The organism is Roseovarius sp. D0-M9 (genome assembly GCF_037083805.1).
GTDB lineage: Bacteria > Pseudomonadota > Alphaproteobacteria > Rhodobacterales > Rhodobacteraceae > Roseovarius.
Genome location: NZ_JBAPKZ010000003.1, coordinates 17,606 through 33,053 on the forward strand (window position 1 = coordinate 17,606; position 15,448 = coordinate 33,053).

Sequence of the window (15,448 nt, forward strand, 5' to 3'; positions counted from 1 at the left end):
CAGCCGGGTTGCGCTAGCTCATTCTCCAGTTGCAAAAGTGATTTGGAGGATTGGCCGATGGCCAGAGCTGAAAACAGAGCCGGCGCGCGCCTGATGGATCGCCCGGAATATGCGCACAAGCCCAAGCCGCTCACCTGCAGCCCGGACAGCACAGTTGCCGATGCCGTCAGCGATATGTCCGAGAAGAATTTTGGCTGTGTGATCGTGGTTGATGGCGAAAAGAAGGTCGTTGGCATCATGACCGAGCGCGACATTCTCAAGAAGCTCGTCAACAAGGGGATGGACCCCAAGATGACCAAGGTTTCGGAATTGATGACCGAGGATCCGCGCTGTGCGCGCGAGGATGATCAGATCGTCGACTGGTTGCGCGTGATGTCAAACGAGCGGTTTCGCCGTTTGCCGGTCACGGGTGAGGATGGTCGCGTCACGGCGATCTTTACCCAAGGTGACTTCGTCAGCTACACGTGGCCCGATCTGATCAATCAGGCGAGGAACCTGGTCAAGGCGCAGGTCATGGGCCGGTTTCATTATTTTCTCATTGGCGGCGGTATCTTGATGTATGCGCTGGCAATGATCATCGTTCTCAGCGTCGTTTGAGGCTGCCAGATAGGTCGACCAGATAGGCTTGGCAAGGAAAGGCCCGTCCGTCCCGGTTTCAGGGGCAGGCGGGCCTTTGACGTTCGAGTTGCGGCTCAGTCCCTGCGGCGGGCAGTCAGGTGTGCTTCGATCTCGGCCGTGCGGCGTGTGTCAAAGCGGTTGCGGCGCCCTTGGTGGCCCTCGGCCTCGGGAGTGGTGGGCAAACGAGTGGCAGTCATGAAAGATTTTGCAAGAATGTTCAGCATGGCGCGTTCCTTTGATTGGCTTGGGATGTGCTATACAGATGCGCTTTTGCGTGCGATGTTGCGAGTCTGAAAGAATTCTCATTCGTAAGGTAATCTAACATATGGATTGGCGGGCGCTTCCTCCACTCACGGCGCTCAGGGCTTTTGCCGCCTTGGCGCAAACCGGATCGGCAAGCGCTGCGGGGACGGCGCTGAATGTCAGCCATGCGGCCATCAGCCAACAGATCAAGGCACTTGAGGCGCATATGGGTCTGACGCTCGTGCAGCGCGACGGGCGCGGCCTGAGCCTGACACCCGAGGGGCGCCATCTGGCCGAGGCGCTGGATGAAGGGTTCGGTATGATCGCGCAGCGCGCTGCGTCATTGACGGGCGCAGATGCGCAGCGCCCCTTGCAGATATCGACGACGCCGCAATTCGCCGCGACCTGGCTGATGCCGCGCTTGCGTGCGTTTCAAACGCTGCATCCCAAGATCGACCTGATGGTCCATCCCTCGCCGCAGCGCGCGGATCCGGCGCCGGGCGGGGTCGACCTGGCCATTCGGTTCGGCCTCGGCGTCTGGGATGGGCTTGAGGCAGAGCTGCTCATGCCGACCGACATCGTCGTGACCGCCGCGCCCGCGCTGGTAGGGTCGCGCGCGTTCAACGCGCGCGAGGAACTGCTGGAGTATCCGTGGTTGATGGAGCTGGATCTGAGCCCGGCGTCGGACTGGATGTTTCGCGCGGGCCTGGACGAGATGCGCGGCACCTCCGTCACGCAGGTGCCCGGCAACCTGATGCTGGACGGTGCGCGGGCAGGGCATGGTATCGCGGTCATGACGGCGTCATCAGTCGAGGCGGATGTCGCGGCGGGGCGCCTGCGCATCCTTTTTCGCGATTCCGGCGAGACGGGATATTTCACCGTCACGCGGCCCGGCGTGATGCGTCCGCAAGCCAAGGCGTTTCTGCGCTGGCTCAGGTCTCAGCGTCCGGAGGCGTGACCTGCGTTGGCTGGATGAAAATAGGGCGCCGAAAGGATGGTTCCCCGGCGCCCTTCATCGTGGTGGTGGTCAGACGTTGATCGCGGCAGGCCTCAGCCCGGCTCGATCATGAAGCACGTCACTTGGCGCGATTGCAGGCGGCGACAGGCGAGATCGGCGGTCTCTCGGCTGAGGCCGAGGAAGTTGGCGTCGAAGCCGTTCGAGCGTTTGGCCACCTTGCGCAGCGAGCCGTCGAGCGTGCTCATCTCGCTCAGCGCGGTCTTCAGCAGAACCTTGCGTGCCTGATATTGGCTGGGATAACGCCCGATGTTGATGCCCCAATTGCGCCCCCCCGAGGTGGAGACGCGCGTGACGACTTCCTGAATCGGATCTGCCTCTTCGGTTTGCAGGCTGGCCAGCGTCAGGCCCTCTGGGCGCACGACGGGGCGGGGCATGTCCGGGTCAGCTGCCGTGTCGGCCTCTGCGACGGCGACGGCTGCTGTGGCCGGCGTCGTCGCCTGTGCGGGCTGCTCGGCGCCGGGCAGTGAGGCGGCGGGGATCTCGGCCTCTTGCGCGGCCTGCAACGCTTTTTCGATATCGTCCGCGGCGGCGATCAGCACCGGCTCGGCGGGGAGGGGGCGCGACTTGGGCCGCAGGCTGGACTTGACGGCGGCCGCGGCTGCCAGGCGCACTGTCTTGCCGGCCACGCCGTGTCCCTCGTCGTCACCCACGGTCACGACGCGCGTTCCGCCCGGCCCCTGATAGCGGGGCTTGGACGGAAGGTTGAAGGCGACACGGGTGGGCGATTTTCGAAATCCGAGGTCCAGCAGTTCGGCCACGCGGGCATTGCGCGTCGCTGTGGACCGGCCGCCAAAGACGGTGGCGATCACGCGCTCGCTGCCCAGCTCGGCGCTGGCAACCAGATTGAACCCGGCGGCGCGGGTGTATCCTGTCTTGATGCCGTCCGCCCCCTTGTAGGAGCGCAGCAGCCTGCGATTTGTGTGCGAGACCTTGCTAATCCCGGCATCGGCGGTGATGCGCGAGAAAAGATTGTAATACTCGGGATAGTCGTAAAGCAGGTGGCGCCCCATGATCGTCATGTCGCGCGCGGTCGACAGGTGCCCCTCTTCGGTCAGGCCGTGCATGTTCTTGAATGTGGTGCGGGTCATTCCGAGGGCCTGGGCCGTTCGGTTCATCCGGCGGGCATAGGCCGCCTCGGTGCCCTCGATGGCCTCGCCGATGGCGGTGGCGGCATCATTTGCCGATTTCACGGCGGCGGCGCGGATCAGGTAGCGGAGCTTGATCCTTTGCCCGGATTTCAGACCCAGCTTGCTCGGCACCTCGTTTGCGGCGTTTCTGGTGATGACCACCTCGTCATCAAGGCCGATTTCGCCGTTCTCGATTGCCTCGAAGGCGACATAAAGCGTCATCATCTTGGTCAGGGAGGCGGGGTGCAAACGCGCGTCGGCGTTTTCTGCATGCAGCACCTCACCCGTCCGGGCATCTATGACCATCGCCGCATAGGGCGCCGCTACCGCGCTGAGCGGCAAGACAACAAACATCCAGAGCGTTGCGAACGCCCACAGACCCAGCCTGATTGGCCGCCTGTTCCGGTTTTTCATGGAACCACTCTTTTCACTGCCTCACGCCGCCGATTTGCTCGACTGGTATTCTTTATGGCGTTAAAGGTATCACATGACTTGTTTCGAATAAAGTCTTCTATTCAATGGAAGTTATACGCCCAAGCGGTATGGTGCGACTATATGTTGCGCCACCGGATGGGATATGCACAATACTGGCGATTGTGGCGGAACTGTGGCCATGCAGCCGCTTTTGAGAGGCGGGTCGTTACCGGGGCGGGGCCATCGCGGCCACAGGTGCGTGCCGATGGCACGTCGTCAGGTGATCGTTGACCAGCCCGCAGGCCTCCATGAAAGCATAGACGATGGTCGGACCACAGAATTTGAACCCGCGCCGCTTCAACTCCTTGGAGATTTCCGTGGAAAGGGGGGTGTGCGTCGGCACATCGGCATGGCTTTGCCACGCGTTCTGGAGCGGCGTGCCGCCGACATAACTCCATAAAAACGTATCAAACCCGCCCTCGTCTTCGATCTGGCGCCAAGCGCGGGCGTTGGTGATCGTCGCCTCGATCTTGCCCCTGTGGCGGATGATGCCGGGATCGTCCAACAGGCGCGCCACGTCCGCCTCGCCCCATTCGGCGATGATGTCGGGGTCGAACCCGGCAAAAGCGGCACGAAAGTTATCCCGCTTTTTCAATATGGTTATCCAGGATAGCCCGGCCTGAAACCCATCTAGGATCAGCTTCTCCCACAAGGCGCGACTGTCCCATTCAGGCACGCCCCATTCGGTGTCGTGATAGTCGATGTAGATTTCTTCGGGCCCAGCCCAGGCGCAGCGTTGGCACATATGAACAATACTCTCTATCGGACCCATGCGTCTTAAGTCTTCCTTAGGGCATGAGGCGCAAGTTAGGCACACTTCAATCGGAGCGAGTCATGCCAGATCATCGCACAGAAAAACAGAAGATAGGGAAATGGGCGGATGTGCCTCACGGGCATCATGATCCGTTGTCATATGCCATTACTGCAAGGGATAAATCGATCATCGAAATGGTCGATGATGCGGTGCGTCACAAACAGGTCATGCTGGCCTTTCAGCCTGTCGTGCCGACCGGTCAGGCCGACCGCGTCGCATTTTACGAGGGGTTGGTCCGCGTTCTGGACGCGACGGGGCGCATTATCCCTGCGCGTGAGTTCATCGGTGCGATTGAAACGACCCAGACGGGGCGGATCATTGACTGCCTCGCGCTGGAAAAGGGTCTGCGCACACTGTCGATGCATAGCGAACTCAGGCTCTCGATCAACATGTCGGCGCGCTCCATCGGGTATTCACGATGGATGCGCACGCTCCACAAGGGGCTCGATGCCCATCCGACCGTGGGCGAGCGTCTGATACTGGAGATCACGGAAAGCTCGGCGATGTTGGTCCCCGAACTGGTCACGGGCTTCATGAATGAAGTGTCGCAACGCGGGGTCAGCTTTGCCTTGGATGACTTCGGTGCCGGATTTACGTCGCTGCGGTATCTCAAGGATTTCTATTTCGACATTCTCAAGATCGACGGCCAGTTCATTCGCGGTATTGCGCAGGATGCCGACAATCAGGTGCTGACGACGGCGCTGGCCACGATCGGGCGTCAGTTCGATATGGTCACCGTCGCTGAAAACGTCGAGCGTGCGGATGACGCGGAATACTTGGCTGCAATCGGCATTGATTGCCTTCAGGGCTATTATTATGGCGCGCCAACGGTCAAGCCAGTCTGGCTTCAACCCGAAGCGCGCCGGGGCGTCGCCTGACGCAGGCCGTGCGCATGCTCCACGCATTCAGCAGTCGGAGAATGATCGGGCAGGTTGCCGCAGTGCAGTCCATGGGATATGAAATCTGCAAGTGGCGGTCCGGTGAGGTTGGGGCCGCTGTCACCATGGTGGAGGAACTCCTATGACCAAAGTCGTTATCGCATCTGCCGCACGCACTGCTGTCGGCTCTTTCGGGGGCGCATTCGCGACCACGCCCGCACATGATCTGGGAGCCGCCGTGCTCGAGGCTGTCGTCGCCCGCGCAGGAGTCGAAAAGGGCGAGGTATCTGAGACGATTCTTGGCCAGGTCCTGACGGCCGCACAGGGCCAGAACCCGGCGCGCCAGGCGCATATCAATGCGGGCCTGCCCAAGGAAAGCGCCGCATGGAGCATCAACCAGGTTTGCGGGTCGGGCCTTCGCGCCGTGGCGCTGGGGGCACAGCACATCATGCTGGGCGATGCATCCATCATTTGCGCGGGCGGCCAGGAGAACATGACGCTCAGCCCGCATGCCGCGAACCTGCGCGCGGGCCAAAAGATGGGCGACATGTCGATGATCGACACGATGATCCGTGACGGGCTGTGGGATGCCTTCAACGGGTATCACATGGGCCAGACCGCTGAAAATGTCGCCGAGCAGTGGCAGATCAACCGCGAGACGCAGGACGAATTCGCGCTCGCCAGTCAGAACAAGGCCGAGGCGGCGCAGACGGGTGGCAAGTTCGACGACGAGATCATTTCCTTTACCGTCAAGACGCGCAAGGGCGAGACGACGATCGACAAGGATGAGTATATCCGCCACGGCGCGACTATTGAGGCAATGCAGAAGATGCGCCCTGCCTTCTCCAAGGATGGCAGCGTCACGGCCGCAAATGCCAGCGGCATCAATGACGGCGCGGCGGCGACCCTCTTGATGAGCGCGGACGAGGCGGAAAAGCGTGGTATCGAGCCGCTCGCCCGCATCGCCAGCTACGCGACAGCGGGTCTCGATCCGTCGATCATGGGCGTGGGCCCGATTCATGCCAGCCGCAAGGCACTGGAGAAGGCGGGCTGGAGCGTGGATGATCTGGACCTTGTCGAGGCGAACGAGGCGTTTGCCGCGCAGGCCTGCGCGGTCAACAAGGAAATGGGCTGGGATCCGGCGATTGTGAACGTCAACGGCGGCGCCATCGCCATCGGCCACCCCATCGGCGCGTCGGGCTGCCGCGTCCTGAACACATTGCTGTTCGAGATGAAGCGCCGCGGCGCCAAGAAGGGCCTCGCCACGCTCTGCATCGGCGGTGGCATGGGCGTTGCACTCTGCGTCGAGCGGGACTGAATACGGCTTGGCGCCACATCGGCAATTCGGCACAAGGGCACCCATTCGGGTGCCCTTTTTCGTCGCCAGCGCTTGCACAAGCTATGTGAGTGTTTAATCTGCCAAATAGACGCTAGCAGTTAAATTTCCCAAATATTAGTATTTGGGTAATAAAATTGCGAATTGAGGACGCGACCGAAGGGTTTCGCAGAATGGGAGGAGACGAGACAATGACAAGAACGGCACTGGTGACGGGGGGCACGCGCGGGATTGGCGCGGCGATTTCAAAGCAGCTGAAGGCGGATGGTTGCACCGTCGCCGCGACCTATGCAGGCAATGACGAGGCGGCCAAGACCTTTACCGAAGAGACGGGCATCGCCACCTACAAATGGAACGTCGCCGACTACGAGGAAAGCGCGGCAGGCATTGCGCGCGTCGAGGCGGATCTGGGGCCAATCGACATTGTCGTTGCAAATGCCGGGATCACCAAGGACGCACCGTTTCACAAGATGACCCCCGAGCAATGGCATCAGGTGATCGACACGAATCTGACCGGCGTCTTTAACACCGTGCACCCGGTCTGGCCCGGCATGCGCGAGCGCAAGTTCGGCCGCGTGATCGTCATCAGCTCGATCAACGGGCAAAAGGGACAATTTGCCCAAGTCAACTACGCGGCCACCAAGGCGGGTGACCTTGGCATCGTCAAGTCACTGGCCCAAGAGGGCGCGCGCGCAGGGATTACGGCCAATGCAGTCTGCCCCGGCTATATCGCGACCGAGATGGTCATGGCCGTTCCGGAAAAAGTGCGCGAATCCATCATCAGCCAGATCCCCACCGGGCGTCTGGGTGAGCCAGAGGAAATCGCGCGCTGCGTGTCATTCCTTGCTGCCGACGGATCGGAATTCGTCAACGGATCGACAATTTCGGCGAATGGTGCGCAGTTCTTTGTCTGAACGCACGCTTTGAATGTAGAAAAGGGCCGGTGCGCATTGCACCGGCCCTTCGCATACCTTGTCGTCAGAAAAAATCAGGTGCCCGAAAGCCTGGCAATCTCTTCCTTCAGCTTCAATTTCTTTTTCTTCATTTGTGCCACATCAAGGGTGCTGACGCCGGGGGCGCGCTGTGCTTGGTCTACTTTGGCCGACAAGTCCTGATGTTTTTTCTTCAGTTCCTCGATATGCGAACCCAGACTCATGAAAGCACTCCTCTATGATTGTGTACGAATTGTAACAGGACGAGTGCAGCACAAAAATTGCGTTCTGTCACGCCGCAGGCGCAGCATGGGGGCGAGATTTTGCTTAGAACTTGATGAAAGATGTCGAAAAACAAGGCATCGCGCATCTGCGACATTTCGGCTCAGGTGCTGTCCGGCACCTCGATGCCGTTGTCGCGCAGTGCCTCGGCGGCATCGTCCCAATCATCCGGATGGACCATCAAACGCCTTGGAAATATGCCGATGCCACCCTCGAGGACGCTCATGTTTACGTCCATTTCAAAGCAGTCTATACCCTCGCCCTGAAGCAGGGCCTGAGCGAAGGCGATGGTGGACATGTCGGTCGTGCGCAGCAACTGTTTCATGAGAACGATCTAGGCATATGTGCCGCTTTTGTCGAGCGGCGTTAAATGGAATGGGTGGGGTTTGGACCAGGTAACGAGCAAACCGCATGACCGGCTGGCTGCCCGGTTCGAGGCCAAGCTGGACAGCGTCGGCGCATTGATCCGCGCGCGCATGGAATCGCGCCATGCCCCCCGCATTCCCGAGGTGACGGCGCATCTGGTCGGTGCCGGCGGCAAGCGTTTGCGCCCGATGCTGACACTGGCGGCCGCCGATATCTGTGGCTATCGCGGCACGGATGACGAGAAGCTGGCCGCAACGGTCGAATTCATTCATACTGCCACGCTCCTGCATGACGATGTCGTGGATGAGAGCAGCCAGCGCCGGGGCAGGGCGACGGCAAATCTGCTGTGGGACAACAAATCCAGCATTCTTGTCGGCGATTATCTCTTTTCACGCTCTTTCCAGCTGATGGTCGAGACGGGCAATCTGCGCGTGCTGGATATTCTGGCGAATGCATCGGCCACGATTGCCGAGGGTGAGGTGTTGCAACTGACCGCGGCGCGCGATCTGGCTACGACCGAGGACATCTATCTTCAGGTCGTGCGGGGCAAGACGGCGGCGCTATTTTCCGCGGCGACCGAGGTGGGCGGTGTAATTGCAGGCGCGCCCGATGATCAGACGCAGGCCCTTTTCGATTATGGTGACGCGCTGGGCATCGCCTTTCAGATCACTGATGATCTTCTGGATTTTCAAGGGGATACGGCGGCGACCGGCAAGAATGTCGGGGATGATTTCCGTGAACGCAAGCTGACCTTGCCGATTATCAAGGCGGTTGCGCAGGCGAATGAAGACGAGCTTGGGTTCTGGCGCAGGACGATCGAGCAGGGCGATCAGCACGAGGGCGATCTGGACCGTGCGATGCAGGTGATGGCATCACACAGCGCGCTGGATGCGGCGCGCGCTGATGCACTGGCTTGGGCCGCGCGCGCGACCGATGCGCTCAGCGTTCTGCCGGATCATCCGGTGCGCGGCATGTTGTCGGATCTGTCGGACTACGTGGTCGCACGCATCACCTGAGCGCGCGCGGCGCTCAAACTGCGTTGAGACGCGTGGCGGCCACCCACCAGCCCGAATGACTTTCCTGAAGGCGCCCTGCGGCCGAGGCCGCCGTCTCGGCGTCGCCGTAGATGCCAAAGCAGGTCGCGCCCGATCCGGACATGCGCGTCAAGAGGCACCCCGGCGTCACGCTGAGCGCGCCAAAAATCTGTTCGATCACCGGCTCTGCCGCGATGGCGGCCTCCTGAAGGTCGTTGCGCTGTCCGTTGAGCCACGAAATCAGCGCGCCCGCGTCGCAGTCGCTGGGCAGCATGTCCGGCATCGGCGCATTGTCACGCTTGGCAAGGTTGCGAAACACCTCGGCAGTCATCACGGGCACGTTCGGATTGACCAGCACGGCATGCAGTTCGGGCAATCCGGGCGCGGGAGAGATCTTCTCGCCGATGCCGCCCATGCGGGCGGCACCGCTGGGGGCCGCGCAGCAGATATAGGCATCGGCTCCAAGATCTTGCAGGTCCTCGGGAATGTCGTGACCCGTCATCTTGGAGAGGGCGCGCAGGGTCGCTGCGGCATCGCTTGATCCGCCGCCGATACCGGCGGCCACGGGCAGGCGTTTGTCCAATGTGATGGCGGCAGTGGCGCCCATCAGGCGCGCCGCGCGGATCACCGAGTTATCATCGCCGCGTGGCGTTCGCTCGGCCATCGGGCCGGTCAGCGTCAGGCTGGTGCTATCGGCTCTGCGGGCGCTGATGCGGTCGCCGATATCGGCAAACATCACCAGCGAATCGAGCGTATGATAACCGTCAGCGCGCTGGCCGGTGACATGGAGAGTCAGATTAACCTTTGCCGGGGCAAAGACTTCGATCACGTCATCATTCATCAGGGCGTGCTCATCCTTCATTTCCGCTCACTTTCAGGGGCTCGGCGCCCTCTTCTTCCAAAACCACATCCAGGCCGACTTCCAGTTTGCGGCGAATCCGCTCCGGCTCGACATCCGGCGCCGGGCCTTCGTCATTGATCAGCGAGAGCGCCCTGCGCCATTGAAAGCGTGCCTCTGTCGTGCGCCCGACGGCCCACATGGCATCGCCCAGATGATCGTTGACCACAGGGTCGACGGCATAAAGCTCGGCCGCGCGTTCCAGTGTCACGACAGCCTCCTGATACCTGCCAAGGCGGAATTGTGCCCAGCCGAGGCTGTCGACAATAGCACCGCTGTTGGGCTCGGCCTCGACGGCGCGTTCGATCATGTCCAACGCCTCGTCCAGCTTCTGGCGTTGCTCGACCAGTGAGTAACCCAGATAATTCAGAACCATCGGCTCATCGGGGTTCAGTTCCAGCGCGCGGCGAAAATCGGCCTCGGCTTCGGGCCAGATGCCTTGCCGCTCGTAGCTTATCGCGCGGGAGTAATAGACGAACCAAGGCTCGTCTCCGTCCCTTTCAGCATAAAGGTCCAGTGCCGCATCGTAGGCCGTGACGGCCTTGGCAAAATCCTCGTTCTGGCGGTAGAGATCGCCCGCCGAGGCATGGACCAGCGCGACCTGTGGATGCGTCTCGCGCAGTTTGGCCACCACCTCGATGGCCCCCTCCAGATCGCCGGAGCTGCGCAGCGCCTCGGCGCGCCCAAGCTCGGCTGTGTAATAGGCGGGGGCGTCGCGCGGCACGCGGGCGAACGCCTCGGTCGCCAATTCATAGCGTCCGAGTTGCTCCAGAAGCTCGCCGGTCATGATGATGGCATCAACATCCGTGTCATCCAGAAATTCGGCCATGCGGCTGTAAAGCAAAACATAATCAGGACTGGTGTCCTGCAGGAGAGCCATGCCCAGCGACAGAAAAACCTCGCCGATGCCCTGCGCGGGCGTCTCGATCCGGCCCAGGTTCAGGGCCTCGCCCGCCTCCAGCTTGGCGCGCATATCGACGATCTGCGGGTCGGGATCGCTGCCGAAGGTTTCGTCGAGAACCTCGATCGCATCCTCGTGGCGCTCAAGTTGGCTGAGCACTTCGACCCAGGCGATGACGCTTCGGCGCGTGGTTTGCATGGGGCCGTCGCTCTCGCCGGCATAGATATCGTCCGCGCTCTCGAAGTCACCGACCGAAGCCAGCGCCAGCGCCTTGTGATAGATGGCAAGGCCGCGCAGCCCCGGCTCGGCGGCGATGGTGTCGAATTTCTCCAGTGCCGCGCTCATGTTGCCTTGGCCCAGTGTGGCCCAGGCGCTGATGAGGCCGTCGGCCAGCGGCCCGACCCCTTGCTCGGCCTCGATCCGGGCGATGACGGCGTCGTAATCGCCCTCCATCACGTCATTGCCCAAGAGGACCATCTGAGCGACCTGGCTGCGAACATCGGCCTCGTCCATGCGCTGGGCAACGGGAATGGCGCGCTCGATCTCGCCGGTGGCCAGAAGGGCGCCAACGGCGCTTTCCATCAGCAAGGGGTTGTCGGTATCCGTGCGAAGCGCCTCAAGCGCGTATTTCGCCGCCGCCGCAAAGTCGCTGTCATAGCGCGCTTGTCGCGTGGCAAGGTAGGGACCGGACGCCTCTTGGGTCACAAGCTCCTCGGCCATGACCTCATCTGCCGCTATAGTTTGAGCCGCGACCTGGGCGGGCAGGGCGGTGTATGTAGGGGCCGCGAGGGCCAGAATGGTCAGAAATCGGAATGTCACGCGCGCTGCCCCTAATGTGATGGTTCGTGATCGTTGCGAGCAACGTAATGCGACGCCAGCCCAAGGGCAATGCAGGCCAGCGCATCAGCGCGGGCCCGCTTATGACTTCTGCGTGTGTGCAGGCCCTTCAGGGGGCGCTACATGTTCGGATAATTCGGCCCGTCGCCGCCCTGCGGCACCGTCCAATTAATGTTTTGTAACGGGTCCTTGATGTCGCATGTCTTGCAATGCACGCAATTCTGGAAGTTGATCTGGAAGCGCGGCGCCTTGCCCTCCTCCTCGATGAACTCATAGACGCCGGCCGGGCAATATCGCGCCGATGGGCCTGCATATTTCGGCAGGTTCACCTCGACCGGGAGGCTGGGATCCTTGAGCTTGAGGTGCGCGGGCTGGTTTTCCTCATGGTTGGTCATCGAAAAGCTGACATTCGTCAGTCTGTCAAAGCTCAGCTTGCCGTCAGGCTTGGGATATTCGAGTTTCTTGTGCTTCTCAGCCGGCTCGGTCGCCTCGGCGTCGCTTTTGCCGTGGCCCAGCGTGCCCAGCAGCGAAAAGCCGAAGCTGTTGGTCCACATGTCCATCCCGCCCAAGGTGAGCGAGGCCATGAGGCCATGCTTGGACCACAAGGGTTTGACGTTGCGAACTTTCTTGAGATCGTCGCCGATGTCGCCCGTGCGCACCTCGGTCTCGTAGTCGTTCAACTCGTCACTGCTTCGACCTTCCTTGATCGCTGCATGAGCGGCTTCGGCAGCGGCCATTCCCGAGAGCATCGCGTTATGGTTGCCCTTGATGCGCGGCACGTTGACCATACCGACCGAGCAGCCCAGCAGCGCCACGCCCGGTGCGACCATCTTGGGCATCGACTGATAGCCGCCCTCGCTGATGGCGCGGGCGCCATAGGCCACACGCTTGCCGCCCTTCAAAAGCTCGGCCACCATCGGGTGATGCTTGAACTTCTGGAACTCCATGTAGGGATAGAGGTACGGGTTCTTGTAGTTCAGGTGGACGACAAAGCCGACATAGACCTGATTGTTATCAAGATGATAGATGAAGGATCCGCCGCCCGCATTCTTGCCCAGCGGCCAGCCCATCGTATGCGTGACGCTGCCCGCGCTATGCTTGTCAGGGTCGATTTCCCAGATTTCCTTCATGCCGAGGCCGTATTTCTGCGGCTCGTGCCCGGCGGCCAGATCGAACTTGGCGATCACCTCCTTGGAGAGTGATCCGCGCACGCCCTCACCGAGGAAGACATATTTGCCGTGCAGCTCCATTCCCGGCTCGTAGTTGGGGCCCTCGGTGCCATCGGGATTGCGGCCGAACTCGCCCGCGACGACGCCCTTGATGCTGCCGTCCTCCGCATAGACGAGCTGCGAGCAGGACATGCCGGGGAATATTTCGACACCCAGCTCTTCGGCCTGTTCGGCCATCCAGCGGCAGACATTGCCCATCGAGACGATGTAGTTGCCATGATTGCTCATCAGCTTGGGCATCGGAAAGTTGGGGATCCGCACCTGTCCGCCTTCGCCCAGAAGGTAGAACTTGTCATCCGTGACCGGCACATTCAGGGGAGCGCCCTTGGCCTTCCAGTCGGGGATCAGGCGATCAAGGCCCACAGGATCGAGCACGGCGCCTGAAAGGATATGCGCGCCCACCTCGCTGCCTTTTTCCAGCACGACGACATCCAGATCGGCATCGAGCTGCTTGAGCCTGATCGCGGCCGAGAGGCCAGCGGGGCCAGCCCCGACGATGACCACATCGTACTCCATTGTCTCACGTGCCTGATCGGCCATCCGATGTTCCTTATCTGAGGGCCCTGTGCGGGCATTTCACGTCCGCGAAGTCCTAACGCGGCGCGCGAAGGATAGTCAAATCAAACACGAACCTCCCCCGGGTGCAAAACGGCATTTCGCCGCTCCCGCGATGCGATTGCGCGCCCAAGTTGGATGCCCTATTGCAAAGCCCCGCGCGCTCAGGTCATCCTTGTGCGGTAGCAAAGACGAAAGGCGGCAGCGCAGGGAGGAACCGCGCGGCCGATAAGGGAGTATCATGGACAAACTACCGATGACACGTGGCGGTTACGATGCGCTCAATGCCGAGCTGAAGCAGCTGAAATCGGTGGAGCGTCCGGCCATCATCCGCGCCATCGCCGAGGCGCGCGAGCATGGCGATCTGTCTGAGAACGCCGAATACCATTCCGCCCGCGAAAAGCAGAGCTTTATCGAAGGCCGGATCAAGGAACTGGAAGGCGCACTGGGCCTGTCCGAGGTGATTGATCCCAAGAAACTGTCGGGCGCGATCAAGTTCGGCGCGACCGTGACACTGGTCGATGAGGATACGGAAGAGGAAAAGACCTGGCAGATCGTGGGCGAGCATGAGGCCAATATCGAAAAGGGCCTGCTGAACATCAAATCGCCCATCGCCCGTGCCCTGATCGGCAAGGACGAGGGCGACAGCGTCGAGGTGCACACCCCCGGCGGCGACCGTGCCTACGAAGTGCTGAAGATCCAGTATATCTGAAAAGGCGCCGGTGATGCCCCCCTCGAATTCAGCGACCAGCAAGGTGAGCGCCCAGACGGCCGTGGCAGCCGGCAGCAAGTCGCCTCCCTCTGGTGCTGCCCCTTCTGACCCAAGTCTGTCGGCCCCTGAAAAGGTCGCGCTGGTGCTGTCTGTGCTTTGGCTGGCGCTGGCGGCTGTGGTCTTTGCAGTCTTCGGGCTGGGCGGCGCCGAGGGCGCGTTGGGGTTTCTGGTCATCGCGCTGGTCATCTTCTTGCCGGTCGCGATGATCTGGGTCGCCGCCACGGCGGCCCGCACCGCGCGCATCATGCGCGAGGAGAGCGCGCGCCTGCACGCGGCCATAGATGCCATTCGGCAGGCCTATATCAGTCAGAGCCAGAACCAGAATACTCCGGGCAGTGACGACAAGACGGTTGCACGCAAGCTGGACGAAATTGCCGCTGCGCAACGCAAGACCGAGGCGGCGATGGCCACATTCTCGTCGATCCGGCCCATGGCAACCACCAGTCAGCCGCCGCGCCGGGCTGCCGTGCCAGTGCAGCCTGCGCCAAGCGATGATGCGCAGGTGTCGCTGCCTCTGGGCACGCAGGCCGAGGATCTGCGCCCGCCGCTGGATCGCGCGGATTTCATTCGCGCGCTGAATTTCCCCGAGACGGCCGAGGACAAGGAGGGATTTGCCGCACTGCGCCGTGCGCTCAAGGACCGGCCCACGGCGCAGTTGATCCAGGCGGCGCAAGACGTGCTGACCCTGCTCAGCGAGGATGGGATCTATATGGACGATTTGCGCCCGGATATGGCCCGGCCCGAGACCTGGCGCAACTTTGCCGGCGGCACGCGCGGGCGCGCCATCGCGGCGCTGGGGGGTATCCGCGACCGCTCGTCCTTGGCGCTGGCGGCGGCGCGGATGAAGAGCGATCCGATTTTCCGCGATGCCGCCCATCATTTTCTGCGCCGCTTCGACCAGATGTTCAGCAGCTTTGCCGACGATGCCAGCGACAGCGACATCTCGGATCTGTCCGACACGCGCACGGCGCGCGCCTTCATGCTGCTCGGGCGGGTTGCGGGCACGTTCGACTAAGCCCGGCGGCGCGCCGGATTGCTGGCCGGGCGCGTGAGTATTTAAAGAACAATGAAAGCCCGGGGCGTTACGGCCTTTGAGCTGAGGCATCAGCCAAAGGTGTGGCGAGTGCATAGCTC

At 61.8% G+C, this 15,448-nt stretch carries 16 protein-coding genes; 8 read left to right on the forward strand and 8 right to left on the reverse strand.

Annotation, left to right across the window (positions count from 1 at the left end):
* Positions 1-57 precede the first annotated feature (57 nt).
* Positions 58-597, forward strand: coding sequence for a CBS domain-containing protein (locus tag V8352_RS03145; RefSeq protein ID WP_336422803.1), 540 nt, complete (start codon positions 58-60; stop codon positions 595-597).
* 95 nt (positions 598-692) lie between these two features.
* Here the strand turns inward: V8352_RS03145 and V8352_RS03150 are convergent, their stop codons facing one another.
* Entirely contained in the window at positions 693-842 is a 150-nt protein-coding gene (locus V8352_RS03150; RefSeq protein WP_336422804.1) for a hypothetical protein, read from the reverse strand.
* 101 nt (positions 843-943) lie between these two features.
* Here V8352_RS03150 and V8352_RS03155 point away from each other — a divergent pair, with 101 nt between their 5' ends.
* Positions 944-1,819, forward strand: a complete 876-nt coding sequence (locus V8352_RS03155) for a LysR family transcriptional regulator (RefSeq protein ID WP_336422805.1) — start codon at positions 944-946, stop codon at positions 1,817-1,819.
* A gap of 92 nt (positions 1,820-1,911) precedes the next feature.
* Here the strand turns inward: V8352_RS03155 and V8352_RS03160 are convergent, their stop codons facing one another.
* Entirely contained in the window at positions 1,912-3,420 is a 1,509-nt protein-coding gene (locus V8352_RS03160) for a D-alanyl-D-alanine carboxypeptidase family protein (RefSeq protein WP_336422806.1), read from the reverse strand.
* Between the two features lie 226 nt (positions 3,421-3,646).
* On the reverse strand, positions 3,647-4,225 hold the full coding sequence (locus V8352_RS03165; protein WP_336422985.1) for a DNA-3-methyladenine glycosylase I: 579 nt from the start codon (positions 4,223-4,225) through the stop codon (positions 3,647-3,649).
* Positions 4,226-4,428: 203 nt separating this feature from the next.
* Here V8352_RS03165 and V8352_RS03170 point away from each other — a divergent pair, with 203 nt between their 5' ends.
* The 3 genes from V8352_RS03170 (at position 4,429) to phbB (ending at position 7,422) form a co-directional block, all read left to right on the forward strand.
* Positions 4,429-5,172: an EAL domain-containing protein gene (locus tag V8352_RS03170; protein ID WP_336422807.1), complete on the forward strand. Its 744-nt coding sequence runs from the start codon at positions 4,429-4,431 to the stop codon at positions 5,170-5,172.
* 142 nt (positions 5,173-5,314) lie between these two features.
* Positions 5,315-6,490: an acetyl-CoA C-acetyltransferase gene (locus tag V8352_RS03175; RefSeq protein WP_336422808.1), complete on the forward strand. Its 1,176-nt coding sequence runs from the start codon at positions 5,315-5,317 to the stop codon at positions 6,488-6,490.
* 209 nt (positions 6,491-6,699) lie between these two features.
* On the forward strand, positions 6,700-7,422 hold the full coding sequence (gene phbB, locus V8352_RS03180) for an acetoacetyl-CoA reductase (protein ID WP_336422809.1): 723 nt from the start codon (positions 6,700-6,702) through the stop codon (positions 7,420-7,422).
* A gap of 74 nt (positions 7,423-7,496) precedes the next feature.
* Here the strand turns inward: phbB and V8352_RS03185 are convergent, their stop codons facing one another.
* Complete coding sequence (locus tag V8352_RS03185) at positions 7,497-7,664, reverse strand: YdcH family protein (RefSeq protein ID WP_336422810.1); 168 nt, start codon at positions 7,662-7,664, stop codon at positions 7,497-7,499.
* Between the two features lie 161 nt (positions 7,665-7,825).
* Positions 7,826-8,047, reverse strand: coding sequence for a putative signal transducing protein (locus V8352_RS03190; RefSeq protein WP_336422811.1), 222 nt, complete (start codon positions 8,045-8,047; stop codon positions 7,826-7,828).
* Between the two features lie 61 nt (positions 8,048-8,108).
* Between V8352_RS03190 and V8352_RS03195 the strand changes: the two genes are divergently transcribed.
* Positions 8,109-9,104 carry a polyprenyl synthetase family protein gene (locus V8352_RS03195; RefSeq protein ID WP_336422812.1) on the forward strand — a complete coding sequence of 332 codons (996 nt, stop codon included), beginning with the start codon at positions 8,109-8,111 and terminating at the stop codon, positions 9,102-9,104.
* Between the two features lie 13 nt (positions 9,105-9,117).
* On the opposite strand, the gene V8352_RS03200 is transcribed toward V8352_RS03195, so the two are convergent.
* From V8352_RS03200 to V8352_RS03210, 3 genes are all read right to left on the reverse strand, one after another.
* Positions 9,118-9,951, reverse strand: coding sequence for a 4-(cytidine 5'-diphospho)-2-C-methyl-D-erythritol kinase (locus tag V8352_RS03200; protein WP_336422986.1), 834 nt, complete (start codon positions 9,949-9,951; stop codon positions 9,118-9,120).
* Positions 9,952-9,973: 22 nt separating this feature from the next.
* Positions 9,974-11,641 carry a tetratricopeptide repeat protein gene (locus V8352_RS03205; protein WP_442970948.1) on the reverse strand — a complete coding sequence of 556 codons (1,668 nt, stop codon included), beginning with the start codon at positions 11,639-11,641 and terminating at the stop codon, positions 9,974-9,976.
* A 236-nt stretch (positions 11,642-11,877) separates the two neighbouring features.
* Positions 11,878-13,527: an electron transfer flavoprotein-ubiquinone oxidoreductase gene (locus V8352_RS03210; protein WP_336422814.1), complete on the reverse strand. Its 1,650-nt coding sequence runs from the start codon at positions 13,525-13,527 to the stop codon at positions 11,878-11,880.
* 256 nt (positions 13,528-13,783) lie between these two features.
* On the opposite strand from V8352_RS03210, the gene greA reads away from it, so the two are divergent.
* Together greA and V8352_RS03220 are read left to right on the forward strand one after the other, a co-directional pair.
* Positions 13,784-14,254 (forward strand): transcription elongation factor GreA, encoded by a 471-nt coding sequence (gene greA / locus V8352_RS03215; RefSeq protein WP_336422815.1) that lies wholly within the window; start codon positions 13,784-13,786, stop codon positions 14,252-14,254.
* Between the two features lie 13 nt (positions 14,255-14,267).
* Positions 14,268-15,329 (forward strand): hypothetical protein, encoded by a 1,062-nt coding sequence (locus V8352_RS03220; RefSeq protein WP_442970942.1) that lies wholly within the window; start codon positions 14,268-14,270, stop codon positions 15,327-15,329.
* Positions 15,330-15,448: the final 119 nt, after the last annotated feature.